The 16,011-nt window shown below is 68.3% G+C and carries 13 protein-coding genes and 1 pseudogene; 8 read left to right on the forward strand and 6 right to left on the reverse strand.

From position 1 onward, the window contains the following. Positions 1–179: 179 nt before the first annotated feature. Both EIZ45_RS29335 and EIZ45_RS29340 read right to left on the reverse strand, forming a co-directional pair. Positions 180–1,442, reverse strand: a complete 1,263-nt coding sequence (locus tag EIZ45_RS29335; RefSeq protein WP_167756589.1) for an FAD-binding oxidoreductase — start codon at positions 1,440–1,442, stop codon at positions 180–182. Next, positions 1,439–2,404: an ornithine cyclodeaminase family protein gene (locus tag EIZ45_RS29340; protein WP_037817670.1), complete on the reverse strand. Its 966-nt coding sequence runs from the start codon at positions 2,402–2,404 to the stop codon at positions 1,439–1,441. Before EIZ45_RS29340 ends, EIZ45_RS29335 begins: the two co-directional genes overlap by 4 nt. Positions 2,405–2,565: 161 nt before the next feature. Here EIZ45_RS29340 and EIZ45_RS29345 point away from each other — a divergent pair, with 161 nt between their 5' ends. From EIZ45_RS29345 to EIZ45_RS29380, 8 genes are all read left to right on the forward strand, one after another. Then, positions 2,566–3,633: a DUF917 domain-containing protein gene (locus tag EIZ45_RS29345; RefSeq protein ID WP_020661376.1), complete on the forward strand. Its 1,068-nt coding sequence runs from the start codon at positions 2,566–2,568 to the stop codon at positions 3,631–3,633. Positions 3,634–3,641: 8 nt separating this feature from the next. Continuing rightward, positions 3,642–5,192: a hydantoinase/oxoprolinase family protein gene (locus EIZ45_RS29350; protein WP_134667163.1), complete on the forward strand. Its 1,551-nt coding sequence runs from the start codon at positions 3,642–3,644 to the stop codon at positions 5,190–5,192. An 11-nt stretch (positions 5,193–5,203) separates the two neighbouring features. Then, positions 5,204–5,599 carry a nuclear transport factor 2 family protein gene (locus EIZ45_RS29355; RefSeq protein ID WP_167756590.1) on the forward strand — a complete coding sequence of 132 codons (396 nt, stop codon included), beginning with the start codon at positions 5,204–5,206 and terminating at the stop codon, positions 5,597–5,599. After that, positions 5,596–6,639, forward strand: coding sequence for a dipeptidase (locus tag EIZ45_RS29360; RefSeq protein ID WP_134667167.1), 1,044 nt, complete (start codon positions 5,596–5,598; stop codon positions 6,637–6,639). Before EIZ45_RS29355 ends, EIZ45_RS29360 begins: the two co-directional genes overlap by 4 nt. Beyond that, entirely contained in the window at positions 6,636–7,412 is a 777-nt protein-coding gene (locus EIZ45_RS29365; protein WP_051729383.1) for an aspartate/glutamate racemase family protein, read from the forward strand. Before EIZ45_RS29360 ends, EIZ45_RS29365 begins: the two co-directional genes overlap by 4 nt. Then, positions 7,409–8,392, forward strand: coding sequence for a zinc-dependent alcohol dehydrogenase family protein (locus tag EIZ45_RS29370; protein ID WP_134667169.1), 984 nt, complete (start codon positions 7,409–7,411; stop codon positions 8,390–8,392). Before EIZ45_RS29365 ends, EIZ45_RS29370 begins: the two co-directional genes overlap by 4 nt. A 367-nt stretch (positions 8,393–8,759) precedes the next feature. Then, positions 8,760–10,457: a cytosine permease gene (locus tag EIZ45_RS29375; protein WP_134667171.1), complete on the forward strand. Its 1,698-nt coding sequence runs from the start codon at positions 8,760–8,762 to the stop codon at positions 10,455–10,457. 20 nt (positions 10,458–10,477) lie between these two features. Next, positions 10,478–11,323: a carcinine hydrolase/isopenicillin-N N-acyltransferase family protein gene (locus EIZ45_RS29380; RefSeq protein WP_134667173.1), complete on the forward strand. Its 846-nt coding sequence runs from the start codon at positions 10,478–10,480 to the stop codon at positions 11,321–11,323. A gap of 247 nt (positions 11,324–11,570) precedes the next feature. Here the strand turns inward: EIZ45_RS29380 and EIZ45_RS29385 are convergent. The 4 genes and pseudogenes from EIZ45_RS29385 to EIZ45_RS29400 form a co-directional block, all read right to left on the reverse strand. Further along, positions 11,571–11,782 (reverse strand): annotated as a pseudogene (locus EIZ45_RS29385) (sugar kinase); the annotation flags it as partial. Positions 11,783–12,846: 1,064 nt separating this feature from the next. After that, positions 12,847–13,797, reverse strand: coding sequence for a nucleoside hydrolase (locus EIZ45_RS29390; protein ID WP_199817981.1), 951 nt, complete (start codon positions 13,795–13,797; stop codon positions 12,847–12,849). A 127-nt stretch (positions 13,798–13,924) separates the two neighbouring features. After that, positions 13,925–14,287: a cupin domain-containing protein gene (locus EIZ45_RS29395; RefSeq protein WP_027927857.1), complete on the reverse strand. Its 363-nt coding sequence runs from the start codon at positions 14,285–14,287 to the stop codon at positions 13,925–13,927. A 216-nt stretch (positions 14,288–14,503) separates the two neighbouring features. After that, positions 14,504–15,601 carry a phosphotriesterase gene (locus EIZ45_RS29400; RefSeq protein ID WP_101438507.1) on the reverse strand — a complete coding sequence of 366 codons (1,098 nt, stop codon included), beginning with the start codon at positions 15,599–15,601 and terminating at the stop codon, positions 14,504–14,506. Positions 15,602–16,011 lie beyond the last annotated feature (410 nt).

Here is a 16,011-nt window from a genome sequence, read left to right on the forward strand (position 1 = left end):
CGACCAGCAATCTGCTCAACCGGAATCCGGATTATTGTGCGTTCCGCACAATGGCTGCGCGTACCCACAAGCGTCCTCTCTCGGCGGCTCACCTGCCCGGCCAGTCACTCCGCGACGAGGGAGCGCCCAGGCATCCCGGCACTTCAGCCGGGTGGCCGCTGCCGGCGAGGTGCGTGGGATCAGCCTCTCTTGGACCGCGCCAGCCGGTGCCGGTCCGGGGCGAACGGGGCGAGCAGCGGATCGGATTCGCCGGTCACGATCTGCCTGCTCAGCAGCTGCCCGGTAATCGGTCCGAGGGTGATCCCGAGCATCGCGTGGCCAGCCGCGACGTAGATCGGCGCCCGCGTCGGCAGGCGTCCGACGACCGGCAGTCCGTCCGGGGTGAGGGGTCGCAACCCGCTCCAGGCCCGGGGAGCGCGGACCGGCCAGCGGGGGAAGTACGCGCGCATCGCGTTGGCGACACCGGCCGCGCGACGGTGATCGATCTCGCTGTTCTCCGCCCCGAACTCCATCGTTCCGGCAAGACGGATCCCCTGGTCCAACGGCGTCACGGCGACCTTGTGGTCGCTCAGGTACACGGCATGGCCGAGGGTGAACGGCGCTGGACGGTAGTCGAATCCGTAGCCCTTCCCGCCGCGGATGCGGACCGGCTTCGTCACCATCGCGGTGAGTGCGCGAGTGCCGACACCGGCAGCCAGCACCAAAGCACCGGTGGACAAGGAGACGCCGCCCGCGGTCAGGCGCACGCACCCGACGCCTTCGGCGATCTGCGTCACGGGGGCATGAAGACGCAGCCGCACACCGGCTTGCGCGCACGCGGCCGCCAATCCGTCGACCAGGGAAGAAGGGGCGACGTGTTGGTCGCCGCGGCACAGAATGCCACCGACGACGCCCTGGCCCGCCTCCGGCTCCAGCTCCCGGACTTCCCTGCCGGCAAGCAACTCCGCGCCCGGCAGGCCGAGCTTCTCCATGACTGTGAGGTCGTCGAGATGAGACTGAATGCCGTGCTCCTCGACGAAGAGCAGCAGGACGCCGCGGGCGTGCCGCTCGAAGTCCACGCCGAGCCGGACGAGTTCGTCGAATGCCGCGACCGCGCCGACCGCGAGCGACGCGGTCGCCGCCAGCCCCCGCCGGTAGGCCGCGGGACGGGCAGCGAAGAGCATGCGGGCAAGGAAAGAGACGTACCCGGCGGACGGTTCCAGTCCGATCTTGAGGGCGCCTTCTCTGCGGCCGAACCACTTCGCTGCGGCACGAAGCGCTGCCGGAGAAGGCACTGGCTCGCTCATCGAAGGCACAACCCAGCCCGCGTTGTTGCGCGAGGCGCCCGCACCGATGCCGCCGCGGTCGACGACTTCCACGCTCGCGCCGGCCTGAGCCAGGAACAGAGCCGTGGAGAGGCCGACCGCGCCGGCGCCGACAACCGTGACGTCCGGCCGGTTCACCACGGGATCCGCCGTCCCACCCCGGCACCGCTCGCGCGGTCGAGAATCGCCGCGGTGACCGCGGCGTCCTGAATTCCGACGCCGACGGTGTTGTAGTAGGTCCACTCCGCGTCGGGCGGGCGCGTGAAACCCTGGGTGAGCGCTTCCCCCAGAGTCGTGATCCGGTCGAGTCCGAGCACGCCCGCGGCGATTGCGTGCTTGACCGGGCCTGCGTGCTCGAGGGCAGTCGGGGCATCGTCGACGACCACGGCGGACCGGGCAACGATGTCGTCGCCGACCTCGCGCCGGTTCGGCCCGAAGGAGCCGACGCTGATCACCGTCGCACCGGCCGCGAGCCAGTCCGCTTCCAGCACCGGCGTGAGGCTCGTGGTACAAGTGATCACGAGGCCCGCACCGGCGACAGCCTCGCGACCTGACCGGCACGCCGTGATCCGGTCCGAAATGGTGCCGGGTTCCAGATGCGGCGCCCACACGCGAACCTCGGCGCCGGGGTAACGGCGCCTGATCGCGTCCGCGTGCGCGCGACCTTGGGTTCCGTAGCCGATGACCGCCACCGCCTCGGGCGGCGGGGCAAGGGTCTGGGCTGCCAGCAGCGACGCAGCGACCGTGCGCAGTTTCGTGACTGCCTCGCCGTTCACCAGCGCGGCGGGACGCCCGGTCACTGCGTCGAGGGCGACTACCATCGCGTGAATGGTCGGCAATCCGCGGGCGACGTTGGCGGGCACGACGCAACCAATCTTCGCGACCACCCCCGCGTCGAGAGATTGCCTTGCCACGTAAGCGAATGCGGTGTCGCCATGGGTCCCTTCGGAAAGGATCCGGGGCGCGAGGAACGCTTGCCCCGCGGCCAATGCGGTGAACGCCGCACGCTGCGTATCGACGGCCTCCTCCACCGAGAGAAGGCCGTCGACTTCGCTGGCCGTCAGCAGCAGCAGGTCGGATACGTCGGGTAGTTGAGTCACCTCCCCAGCCTGACCGAGCCGCCGATACGCCCCAATGGGCGTTCGGTCCAACGACCTCCGGCGAAGCAGTGCGAAGTGCCCATCGTCGGCGAGCGCGGCCGGGTTCTACCGTCCCTGCCAACGATTCTTCGCAGGACAGCTCGGGAAGGAACACTCGCGACATGCGAAAACTCGCACTGGACGCGCTCGATCAGCTGACGCTGGGCGCGACCCTCCTCGGCACCGGCGGCGGAGGTGATCCGTTCATCGCCAAGCTCATGGTCGAGCAGGCGATCAACGACCACGGTCCCATCGACATCGTGGGCCTCGACGAACTTCCCGCCGCGGCGCAGCTGGCGACCGTGGCGGTCGTCGGCGCGCCGACGGTCATCATCGAAAAGATCCCGTCCGGCAGCGAATTCGCCGATGCGGTGCGCGCGCTCGTCTCCTATCTGGGGCGCGACATCGACGCGATCATGCCGGTCGAGGTCGGCGGCATGAACACCTTGATTCCGCTGGCCGTCGCCGCCGAACTCGGCGTTCCCTGCGTGGACGCCGACGGCATGCGCCGCGCTTTCCCGCAGATCGAGATGACCACGTTCACCCTGGCCGGCCTGTCCGCTTCTCCGATGAGCCTCGCGGACGAGAAGGGCAACCGGATCGCGTTCGAGACTGTCTCGAACCAAGTCGGCGAGAAACTGGTCCGCGGCTCCGCCATGATGCTCGGCCTCGCGAACGCGCTGGCCGCCTATCCGATGACAGTCGCCGAAGCGCGCGACGCGGCCGTGTGGGGTTCGATGCAGTTCTGCAGCGAGATCGGCGGTCTCCTGCGCGCGGTGCAGCGCCAGGAAGACGGAAGCTGGGACCGGTTCCTGGACTTCGCCGACGGCCGGGTCGTGTTCGACGGCAAGATCATCGACCTCGACCGGCGGACCACGACCGGCTTCGCGCGCGGCACGGTCACCGTCGAGGACTTCGCCGACCCGAGCCGGACGCTCCGGATCGAAATCCAGAACGAACTGCTGCTCGCGATCGAGAACGGCCGTCCGGTCGTCACGCCACCGGACCTGATCTGCATGCTCGATTTCGAGACGGCCGAGCCGATCACCACCGAGAGCCTCGCCTACGGCCAGCGAGTGCGTGTCCTCGGCTTGCCCTGCGCCGACGGCTGGAAGCGCGACGGGATGCTCGACATCGTCGGTCCAGCTGCCTTCGGCTACGACGTCGACTACGTCCCCCTGAAAGGTTGAGCCGCCCCATGAGCCTGAAAATCGGTATCGATGTCGGCGGAACCAACACCGACGCGGTCGTCGTGGACAGCGCCGGCAAGGTCGTCGCCGCCACCAAGTCGGCCACCACCCCCGATCCCTTCGACGGGATCCGCGCGTCGCTGTCCAAGGTTGTCGCCGAGGTCGACCAGGAGCGGATCACCCAGGCGATGCTCGGCACCACCCACCCCGCCAACGCGATCATCCAGCGCCGCGGTCTCCAGCGGGTCGGGGTGATCCGGCTAGCGGCACCGGCCTCGCGCGGCGTCCGCCCTGGGGTCTCGTGGCCCGCGGACCTGCTTGAAACGATCATGGGCCCGGCCGAGATCGTCGGCGGCGGCAACGAGTTCGACGGCTCCGAGATCGCCCCGCTCGACGAGGACGCGGTCCGCCGGTTCGCGGCGCGCTGCGCCGGCACGGTCGCCGCGGTCGCGGTGTCCGCGCCCTTCTCCCCCGCGAACCACGTCCACGAACTGCGGGCCGCGGAGATCATCGCCGAGGAACTGGGACCGGACTTCCCCGTGTCGCTGAGCCATCAGGTCGGCGCGCTCGGCCTGCTCGAACGGGAAAATGCCACCGTCCTGAACTCCGCCCTCCTCGGCGTGGCACGGGACGTCGTCAACGGTTTCCAGACCGCGCTGGCGGATAACGGGCTGAGCATCGACTCCTTCCTGACGCAGAACGACGGCACCCTCATGACCGCCGAGGAGACGGCCCGTTTCCCCGTCCTGACGCTGGGGTCCGGACCGACCAACTCCATGCGGGGCGCCTGCTCGCTCGCCGGCCTCTCCGACGCGCTCGTCGTCGACGTCGGCGGCACCTCGGCCGACATCGGCATCCTCGTCGACGGCTTCCCCCGCGAGTCCACCGCGGCGATCGAGGTCGGCGGCGTGCGCACCAACTTCCGCATGCCGGACTTGATCTCGATCGGCCTCGGCGGCGGCACCGTGGTGCGCGGCACGGGGCGCGGGGTGACCGTCGGGCCCGATTCCGTCGGCTACCGCGTCGTGTCCGAGGCGCTGGTGTGCGGAGGGTCCACCCTCACCCTCTCCGACATCTCCACCCGGGCGGGCCGGCTGACCGGATTCGGCGACCCGGCGTCCGTCGCGTCCCTCTCGCCCAGCACCGTCGATGCTGCCCTGGCGTGGGTGGACGAGCAGATCCGGATCATCGCCGACCGCATGAAAGCCAGCCGGCACGAACTGCCGCTCATCGCCGTCGGCGGCGGCTCCCACCTCGTGCCGGACAAGGTTCCGGGAGTCACCGAAGTGGTTCGGCCCGACCACCACGCCGTGGCCAACGCCTACGGCGCCGCCATCGCGGATGCCTCGGGCACCGTCGATCGAGTATTCCGCTACGAGGACAAAGGCCGCGAGGCGTGCTTGGCCGAGGCCCGGGAACTCGCCGTCAACGCGGCCATCCGCTCGGGCGCGGACCCGGGCGCCGTCCGCATCACGTCCGTCCACGAGGTGCCGCTGTCCTACGTCCCCGGCCAAGCGTGCCGGGTGCAGGTCAAGGCAGCCGGGCCGCTCAAGTCATGAAGGAGCAGACGATGGACGCCGACGCGATCTGGCTCGCCTACAACAGCGCCGAGAACGTCGGCGACTTCGAGACCATGGGATCGCTGGTCGCCGCCGACCTCGATGTCGCCGTCAACGGCCAACCCGCGGTCGCCTCCGCACAAGACGACCTTGACGCGATGCAGGAACTCCGGGACGTGTATCCGGACTACCGCCGGCAGGTCGACGAGACCCTCGCCGTCGGCGACCGTGCGGTCGTCCGCTGGCGGATGTCCGGCACCTCGAGCCGGCCGGGCGTGCCGGACCTCGATGTCGCAGGCTGCTCGATCGTGACCGTGACGAACGGAGTGCTGAGCTCCGCGTACCTCTACTACGACGGAGCCACGCTCGACGCCGTGCTCGAAGCCGCCGCAAAGGAGCGCCCATGAGGTACCGCGTCGCGGACTGCCACAACGACCTGCTGATGGCCGTGCGCCATCTGCGCGAACGGGGACACGAAGACCCCTTCGGCGACTTCTGGCTGCCCCAGCTTCGCCAGGGCGGCGTGAGCCTCCAAGTGCTCCCGGTGGCGACCGAAGAACAGTTCGTGGGCGAGGGCGCGCTGCGCCGGTGTCTGCTGATGATCGAGGAAGCCAGGCACCTTGCCGAGGTGCACCGCGACGCCGTCGCGCTCGTCTCGACCCGCGCCGAAATCGCCGAGACGATCGCGTCCGGAAAGATCGCGCTCCTGCTGGCGATCGAGGGAGCCGAGCCGCTTGGTCATTCGCTCGAGCTGGTGAACGTGATGCGGCGCGAGGGCGTGCGGATGTGTTCGCTGGCATGGAACCGGCGCACGATGATGGCAGACGGCATCGCCGAGCGCGACACCGGCGGCCGCCTCACCCAACTGGGGATCGACGCCGTGCGGCGCATGGAAGACCTCGGCATCATCGTCGACGTTTCCCACCTTTCCGAGGCCGGCTTCTTCCACCTCGCCGAGGTCGCTCGCAAGCCGTTCATCGCGTCGCACTCCTCTTGCCGTGCGCTGGCCGATCACCCGCGCAACCTCACCGACGAGCAGATCGCGGTGCTCGGCGCGGCCGGCGGATTCCTGGCCGTCAACGCGTTCGGTCCCTTCCTGACCGACGAAGTCCCTACGCTGGACCGGTTCCTGGACCACATGGAGCACGCCATGGGCCTGCTCGGGCCGGACCGGGTGGGACTCGGCACCGACTTCATCGACGACGTCGCCGACGTCGTCGACCCTGTCTTCACCGGCCTCCTCGTCGACTGGACCCAGATCCCCAAAACCGCGGGACTGCAACGCCCAGCCGATTTCGCCGCGCTCGCCGAAGCAGCCGAGAAACGCTTCGGCAGGAACCTGGCGCGGCAAATCCTCGGCGACAACCTCACGGAGTTCATCTGTTCGATGCTCGATGGCCAAACCGCCGAAGAGGCGACATCGCACCGTCAAGGAGCAAGCACGTGACACGGAGAATCCTCTGGCTCAACCCCGTCATGAACAGTGCCTACGACGTCCCGATCGGCGACAGCCTGCGTGCTGAGGCGCGGGAGGACACCCGCTTGGACGTGGCGTCGCTCGACGGAACCGGGCCCGTCCACCTCGAATACAACGCGTACGAACTGATGGTGGCCGAGCCCTCGCTGCGGACCGTGCTCTGGGCCGAGCAGCAGTGCTACGACGCCATGGTGATCGGATGCTTCTACGACCCGTTTGTACGCGCCGCGAAAGAGGTGACCAGGCGGATGCCAGTCACCGCCCCGGCCGAGGCCTGCATCCGGGTCGCCCAGTCGGTCGGCGAACGGTTTTCCGTGCTCGTGGGGCGCGCGAAGTGGATTCCCGAGATGGAGGAGAACATCCACCGTTACGGGGCGGAGCGTTCGCTCGCCTCCTTCCGAGAACTCGGCATGGGCGTCAACGACTTCCAGACCGACCCGGCGTTCACCGAGCGACGCATCCTCGAAGAGGCGCGCGCCGCCGTCGAGCAGGACCGGGCCGACGCCGTGATCCTCGGCTGCACCATCGAGTTCGGGTTCTACCGCACCCTGCAGGCGGAACTGGGCGTGCCCGTCATCGACGCCACCGTCGCCCCGCTCCGCTATGCCGAGTTCCTCGCCGACGTCGCGACGCTGCAGGGCTGGACAGTGTCCGGACGCTTGGGCTATCAGAGCCCGGCAGCGGCAGAATACTCCGGCTTCCTGGCCCCGTTGGAGCCGAACCTGACCAAGGATCCGCGATGAGCGAGGCCGTCTACTTCACCGAGTTCGGGGGCCCCGAGGTCCTGCGTGTCGGACCGTGGCCGGAACAACCGCTCGGCGAGCGCGACGTGCGCATCAGGGTCTCGGCGTTCGCGCTCAACCGCGCGGACCTCATGTACCTGGCCGGCGAGCACTACACAATCCCCGCTTTCCCGTCCCGAATAGGCTCTGAAGCCTGCGGAGTGGTCACCGAGACCGGCTCCGAGGTCACCGCGTTCGTTCCCGGAGACAGGGTCACCACCATCCCGTTTTTCACGCAGAACGGCGTCCAGGGCATTAGTGCGGTCGTGCCGGACGATTACGTCACCACCGCGCCCGACGGGCTCGACGACCATGAGGCAACCGCGGTTTGGATGCAGTACCTGACACCGTATTTCGCGTTCAAGGAAGTCTGCGATCTCGGCGAGGGAGACGCAGTCCTGATCACAGCCGCGTCCAGCTCCGCCGGACTGGGCGCGCTACAGCTGTGCCGGGAGCTCGGCGTGGCCGCGATCGCGACCACCCGGTCGCCAGCGAAGGCGGAGATCCTGCGGCAATCGGGCGCGAGCGAGGTAGTCGTAGGCGACGAGAACCTGGCGAAGGCGATCTCCCGCGCCAGCAACGGAAAAGGACTGCAGGCGGCATTCGACCCCCTCGGCGGCGATTCGCTGCAGCGCTACGCCGACCACCTGGCTCCGGGCGCGACCGTCTTCGGGTACGGCACGCTGACCGACCGCCAGCCAGTGGTCCCAGCTGCCGCCATGTGCCGGGCGCGGGCGGTGTTCCACCCGTACTCGATGTTCAACCACGTGGACGACCCTGGCCAGCGTGCCCGCGGAATAGCCCTGGTCAGCGAAGCCATCCGGTCCGGGTGCCTCCGGCCCCGCGTCGACCGGGTCTTCGGCTTCGAACACGTGGTGGACGCGTACCGGTACATGCAATCCGGCAACCAGGCGGGGAAGATCGTCGTGACGGTTCCCTGACCTCTTCTCGGGGAAGTGAACGTCCTCCGGGTTCTCGGTGGAAGTACACCACGTGCGCGGGAGCTCTGCACCTAGCGTCTCGTGAAGCCGGTGTCTTTGCTTTGCAGGGTTGTCGACGAGTTTCTTGATGTTGGTCTGGTCGAGGCGGACCTTGACGCCGGTGAAGGCGCGGCGAGCCAGGCCCCGGAAGGGCCCCTTGCGGGAATCTGAGTCCGGCGAGGGCCCCTTCACGGCAGTTCCGCAGTAAAGCGAACAGAGTCGCGCGGCACTTGTGGGCTAGCGCCGAGACGCTGGCCTGGGTCACGCGGCGGAGCGCACGCAGGCTCGTGAGAGTCCCCCGCCCTCGACGAATTTCTGAGGAGAGACAGTGAGCGATACCGGTGACCTGCCCGCGCGAATCGGCTCCGGCAGCGTCGCACGCGACGACTACGCCTTGGGCAAGGTGCCGCCCACCTGGCGCTATCGCACGTCCGAGATCGTGCTTTCGCTGACGGGCGGTGCCACGGCGGCCATCTTCCTTTCGCTGCCCGCCGGACTGGCGGCATCTTTCGGCATCGCGAACGTGCTCGTCGCGATCGTTTACGCGGTCCTGGTGCAGACCCTGCTCAACGTGCTGTATGTCAAGACCGCCTCGCGCACTGGACTGGGCTCCGCACTCATGTCGCGCGGCCTCGCCCTCGGCTTCGACGGCGCTGCCTGGACCACGCTGCTCTACTGGGTGAGCTGGCTGACCTACTTCGCGACCGAAGGCCAGATCCTCTCCAGCGCCTTGTCCGCGCAGACGGGCATCCCGGTGAAGGTCTCGTACCTGCTGGTGGGTTTGGTGTTCCTGCCGCTGGTGCTGTATGGGTTGCAGTTCGTCGCCAAGTTCCAGAAATGGACGCTCTACGCCTACGTCGTCGGACTCGCGGCACTGCTGGTCATCGTGCTGTCCCGAGCGGATCTGTCGGTGACGCGCGAGTTCATCGCCGCGCACGTGGGCAGTGTGGGCGGAATCGGGCTGCTCGGCGCGGTCGCGTCGTACAACGGACTGGTCGGCAACGTGGCGTTCGGGCACGCCGACATGGGACGGCTGCTCGCGAACGACCACAGCCTCGTCCGCAGCGGCCGCCGCGGCACACTGTGTGTCGCGCTGCTGCCGTACGCCTTCGGCGCCTACGTCATCGCCGGCGCGATCGGCCTGCTCCTGTGGGCGGCCTCGGGCGGCGATGCCAACCCGGGCCAGTACATGGTCGCCATCATGGGCGTCGGCGGCTTCCTGCTCATCGTGATCACTCAACTGCGGATCAACCTGATCAACGCCTACAGTGGCTCGTTGTCGCTGGCGAACTTCTTCTCCCGTCTGCGTTTCACGCCGGGACGATCGGTCTGGGCGGTCGTCATGGTCGTGCTCGGCACTCTGGCGATGTACCTCAACGTCCTCGACCACCTGGGCACCGTCCTCGCCGTCGAGGGAGTGCTGCTGGCCGCCTGGATCGGCGTCAGCATCGCCGACCTGCTGCTGGTCCGGGGGCGGGGCGGACACGGGCCGGACAACGGCCGGTTCATCGAGTACCGCCGCGCCATGCTGCGCCACTGGAACTGGTCCGGGGTAGTCCCCCTGTTCGCCGCGACCGTCGTCGGCTCCTTTCTGGCCGTGGGCGGCCTTCTTGGACATCTGGGCGGCCAGGTCACGCTCTACCTGTCCAACTGGGTCAGCTTCCTGATCGCCGGCGGCCTGACCTGGTGGCTGGGCACGCGCGCTCGTGGCCGCGGCTACGCGATCCGCCCTCGGATCGCCTGGCCGCGAGAAGATCTCGTCGTCGAGTGCCCCCTCGACGGCGAGGTGGTCAGCACCGACGACCTGTTCCCGTGCCCGTACCACAAGCAGTGGATCTGTTCTCAGGACTGCATGCACACCAAGGAGTGCGGCGACGCCTGCCGCTCCATGCCGGAGCCGGTCCTGGTGCAGATCGCGCAACTGCCGCCGCGCACGCCCGGCCTCGAGGCGGCCAACGCGCGTCTGCGCGGCAAAACCCGGCCGCCGCAGACGGCAGCCCGCAATGCTGATTCCGCATCGGAGTAGTCATGTGTTTCCTGGCAGGAATGAACGGCCCGCGGCACTGGCTGCTGGCCAGCAACAGCGACAACCCGTACGCCACAAAGAATCATCTGCTGGCCGCGAGCGGCGAACGCCACTCGTACTTGGCAGTCCGGGTCGTCGTGCCGCCGGCCGACGTGCTCGTGCCGTGGGCGGGAATGCTCACTCGCGGAGTCAACAGTGCCGGGCTCGGCTTCACCTACGCGTTCGTGCCGGAGCGGAACATGGCGGACTACCCCACGCAGGAGTGGTCCGCCGGGATGCTCGCGAATGCGTCCACTGTGGACGAGGCGGTGGCCTACCTGCGCGAGGACAGCACGCTGCCGGGCAACTACCTGCTCGCCGACCGCGCAGGCGCCATGGCAGCGGTAGAGGTGGGAGGCGGACGGGTGGCGGTGTGCGGTCCCGCGACCGGCACCGAAGCGCGAGCCAATGTGTGGCAGCGCCTCGCCGAAAACCCGGGTCCTGCCTGGGACGAGGCCACCGCGTCGACACACCGGCACGGCCGGGGCAGCGAGCTGCTCGGCGCGCTGGACAGCGCTACACCGGAAGCGTTGCGGCAGGTTCTGCGGGATCACCAGGAAGACGGCGAGCCGGCCGGAAAGCACGGCCGATCGTTGTGCAACCACGGCACGAGCGACGGTACAATCTCCAGCGAAATCATCGACCCGGCCGGGCACCTGTGGTTTGGTTTCGGATTCCCGTGCGGGCGGTCCCGAGGGTACGAGCAGGACGGCCGCAGGCCGTGGGGACGGGTGGTCCGCTTCTCGCTGCCGGAGGATTCCGAAAGCGGGGACCTCACCACCGCTGACGGCGCTATCACGCCCCTTGGCGTGCGGCTCATGTCCTGACCGCGCCCCCTCCAGCGCGCTGGTGCGATCATGCGGGTCGGTGACGAACGGACGGCGCGGGGCATCGGACGGGCCGGAAGGTCGTCGCGGGTCTGAAGTGACGACGGCCGGCTTTCGTTCACCGCGCTCGCGCGCGGTCCGGCGGCCCCGGATCCCGCGCCCGCCAGCGGATCGCACCCCTGGTCGCCGAGACCGGAACGCCCGCCTCCGGCGGGTCGCCGCCGCGGCCCGCCGGAGGCGGGCTGTCTCAAGCGACCGCCTCGGCCAGCTGCGGGTGCCCGGCCGGGCTGCCGAGGTCAAGCCAGCGGGCCAGCCGGTCGGGCGCGAACAGCTCGTCGAGGACCCATGAAGGCCGCGCCCACGACACCGGCGCGGGCCCAGCGAGGAGCTGGCGATCCGCGGGTCGCGGGTGGCCAGCGGCAGCGACCGGCGGTAGATCGCCTCCCGGATGGCCGCCAACGGATCAGCCTGCTGTCTGGCCGCGCTCACCAGAACGGTCCCTTGAGCATGCCTGAGCTTCCGCCTAGGCTTTTGCCGCCTGCCGCCCCAGACCCCCGGCGAATCGGACGGAGACAGAATAGATCGCCGGGGAAGCCGATCCTCTCTGGCCACTCCGGCGAATCGTGATGCGGTCCCGGGCGCTCGCCTGCGCCGGGACGCAACAGCGCGGACCGGCCGGACGAGGGGGCCGGCCGGTCTGCCTGGCTGAGTCGGCGCCGAGAGTATTGCCGGCCGGGGCCGATCGGGTTGAGGGGAGCCATCGACGGGAACCCGGATTCGTAATGCCTCGGCCAGGCGGCCGGAACGTCCGGCGAGCGCGGAGACAGCGCACGAGCCGCGCATCGGATCGGTCTCGAATTGCACCAGCCGCACAGGGCGGCGTCCGCATCGGCCGGCCCAGCATACCGACCGGGAGCCACTCGACCGCGCAGCAGAATATGCGAGGGCCAGCAGGGCTGACTGCCGTACGGGCTCCCAGGTTCCCGGCAGCCACGCTCCCAGGCGGAGTGAGATCGCGAGCCCGTCCCGCAGCAAGGCAGAGGACACCGGGTCCTGCCGCAGCGGCGCGGCCGATCGAGCTACCCCCGGGAAACGACGAGGCGCGCCGGACGACCTTGCCACGAGCGTCAAAGGCCGACGAGGCCCTCGTCATCGGCTGCCTTTCGAAATTCAGCGAGAGCATCGTCACCGTTGCCCGGAATCCGATTCGCCGCCGCTGTGAATCGGCAATCCCCACCCCTCGGTGCCACCAGCGGTCTCCCCCGCAGGCAACTCCCGACGAGACACGGTCACCGGCAGCGGCTCGAGGCACCGCAAGCTCCCGGCCAAGCATTGCTATTTCGCAGCATGGGCACCGGGGAGGCGCAGGGGCCAGGTCAGCCCCGACCTCGGCCAGCCCCGCCCACTTGCTGCCTCCGCGAGGAAGTCGCGTTGCCCCGATGCGCACCGAAGCTGCCCGAAGCCGACTGGATCAACCAGCCCTCACCGGAGGCCCTCATACAGACCGGCTGGCAAGACGAGCATCAAACTGCTCGACATGTTCCGCGAAGGCACTCGTCGAGAATCCGGTGAAATCGAGCCGAATCCGCGTGCTTCGCGAAACGGGCATTCGCCGGCTCGCCTCGGTACCCGTGGAAGTCGACGGTTGTGCGCCCGTAGTTGTGCGGGCTCACCGTGTCGACCTCCACGTACGCCTCCGTGATGTCAAGGACTTTCGGGTCGATCGCATACGCAACGCACAACGCGTCATGCGGCGGCGCAGACGAGCCGGCTCCGACAGGACTGACAGACGCCTCGTAACCATCGATGTAGTATTCGGTCACAGCGGCCGCGACGTCTCCGGCCCGCGTTCCCAGCGCTCGATAGCGGTGCAAGTCGTCCCGGCTGACGAGCACTTCGTGCGTCGCGTCGAGCGCGGCCATCGTAAGGCGCGTGATGCCAGCTCTGAGCACTACGTTCGCTGCGACGGCGTCGGTGAACATGTTGAACTCAGCGGCCAGGGTTCTATTCCCGAAGGTCGATGCTCCGCCCATGAGGACGACCTCGTCGATCGCATCGAGGATGTCGGGCGCGACGGTGATCGCGGCGGCGATGTTGGTGAGCGGAGCGACCGAGATCAGCGTGACCTGCCTTGTTGTCTGGCGCAGAGTCTCGATGAGCCATTCGACGCCGTGCCGACTGAATGGTTGAAGCCCTGACGTGCCAACAGGCAATGTGCTCTCATGGAATACGTCCTCCACCTCGTTCGCGCCCGACGTGTAAGGCCTCGGAGCAAAGGGACGCGAGAGCCCGGTGTGGACCTCGATGTCGCTCCTGTCGATCGCGTTCAGCACCCGGAGAGTGTTGTCGGTGGTCTCTTCGAGCGAGAGGTTGCCGGCAACAGTCGTGCAACCGAGAAGCTCGATGGCGGGATGAGTCGCGGCCATGATGATTGCGACAGCGTCGTCGTTGCCGGTGTCGACATCGAGGATCACGGGACGGCGTGACATACGGGCCTCTCAAGATCGGGTTGATGCGGATTCGGGGACACGCTGGGCGATGGCTGCGGACAAGTCCCGCCGTACTCGGATCGACAACCGCGAGTCGGGCGCGCGCCGGCGGTCACGAGGAACGATGCTGGGCTCCGGAGTCCGACCAGACGGACACCTTGCGCAATCGCTCGAAGGTGCGCCAGGTGTTCCGTTGGCCGGCATTGAGGCGGACGACGTCGCCTGGGCCGATCTGGAGCCGCTCCTTCGTGTCCTCGAATGTCACTTCGGCGCGGCCCTCGAGAACGACGAAGATCTCGTCGGCAGTCAGCCCGCCGATGAGACCCGGCTCCGCCTCCCACACCCCGACGTTGACGCCATCGACCATTCCGATGTGACAGGCCCCCGTATGGATGGTTGTGCACCTGTCTTCCAGGGACTCGTAGCCCTCTGCAACGAGGTCGTAGTTGAATGCATTCCCGAGGTATTGCGTCACCTTCTTGGTCCTTTCGATGCGTGAATCCTGTTGTCGCAGCTGTCGCGCGAGCTCTTCGTCGCTACACTGCCTGCGACGCTTCCAGCCGTGCCGTCAAGGACGACCCCTCTGGGCAGGCCCCGCGGCCGCGCGTCCCTCCGACAGGTACCGGCAATTGCGGAGTGCTCAGGCGAGCGCAAGGCAAGTCGCTTCTGCTGTGCGTGGTCTCCCCTGCGTTCACCTCCGCGCTCCCGAGCCGCTGTCGCCAGCGGCCGAGGCAAGCGCGGAACCGACGAACAGGCGCCGGGGGTTGGCCGTCAGCAGATCGGCGGTCACCCCGCCCGGCACGCCGTGGCGCTGGAGCCGAGGGAGGAACAGCCGAGGCACGTAGCCGAGGCCGTTTCCCCCGTTCCGCGTCCACATGTTCTTGAGCGACAGGTCATGGCTGAGGAGGAGGCGGGAGGCGTGCCCAGCCGCGACGAGGCGCGCGATCGCCGCGGCCGTCTGTTCCGGCGCAGGCGACTGTCCCTCGCCCGGAAAGTAGTTGGACATGCCGATCATGTCGAACTCGAGCCAGACACCCCGATCAGCTACTTCGCGTTGGTAGACAACGTCCTCGCCGGATGGATCCATGTGACAGAGGACCACTGCCTCCGGCGCAACGCCCTCCTCGGTCAGGACAATGTCCAGCACCTCGAAGGCACGGCGTTGCCATCCCGGCAGGTGGATGAGAAGCGGTACGCCCAGTGCCAACTGAGCCCGAGCGGCCGCGCGGAGGCGGACCTCTTCTGCTTCGGTGAACTCGGGCGAGACGCCGATCTCTCCGATGACACCCGGCCTCGCCCCCGTGTCGCCGACGCCGTGCGCAAACTCGGCGAGGATCTGCGCGCAGAGCTCCGCTGCAGTGGCCAGGGCGGTCCCCCTGTCGTGATACCGGTGCACGTACCAACCAGAACCCATGACGATATTGAGACCGGTTCGCACCGAGATCTCGCGCAGCGCACGAGGGTTTCGACCGATGTCTCCGTTGGTGCAGTCAACGACCGTCCGTCCTCCTGCGTCGATGAAACACTGGAGTTCATCGACCGCGGCCGCGGTGTCTTCTAGGCGTGCGTTGTCGTAGCAGCAGGACGGATCCTCTGTGAGCAGCCAACGGATCGAGGGATCCACACGGCGAGCGAAGACACCGCGGTCAACGGCGCACTGCGGTTTGCGCAGGGCCTTCGTCCAGTCACAGATGAGGTGCTCGTGCGTCAGCGTCGTTCCGAGCTTGTCGGCCGGCACGGGACCCAGGACGGCGTTGACCTGGACCTGGCTGGCAGAGGCTTCGTCCATAGGTGCGGTTCCCTCATTGAATTCACGGTGCCGCGCCGCCGCGGCGCCCACAGACACTCGAATCGTTTCTAGTCGGAGCATAGCTCAGCGAGAACCACCCGCGCGGCAGCCGCATGGCACCCCCGACTTGAGCGCGCGTCGTTTCCGGATGCACAGATCGGCACCAACACCTCGTCGGGCGCGCGATCGACACCTGCGAGAGGATCAGCGCGAGGCTGCTCACGGTGCCTGCAGCATGGGCTTACACCCGCCGCTTGCTGGACGAATCCCTTCGCAGAGGCACCTTGGCCGACGTCGAGCGCACCGTCGGCCAGCGGTCAACCGGCATGCCGGTTGACCGGCAGCGAGCGCGCTGTTTTCCGCGCAACGCTGGCTCCAAAACCGCGAGGCCAAGGGCTTCGAGCAGTTGG

The sequence above is a fragment of the Amycolatopsis sp. CFH S0740 genome (assembly GCF_004522315.1).
Taxonomy (GTDB): Bacteria; Actinomycetota; Actinomycetes; order Mycobacteriales; family Pseudonocardiaceae; genus Amycolatopsis; species Amycolatopsis nivea.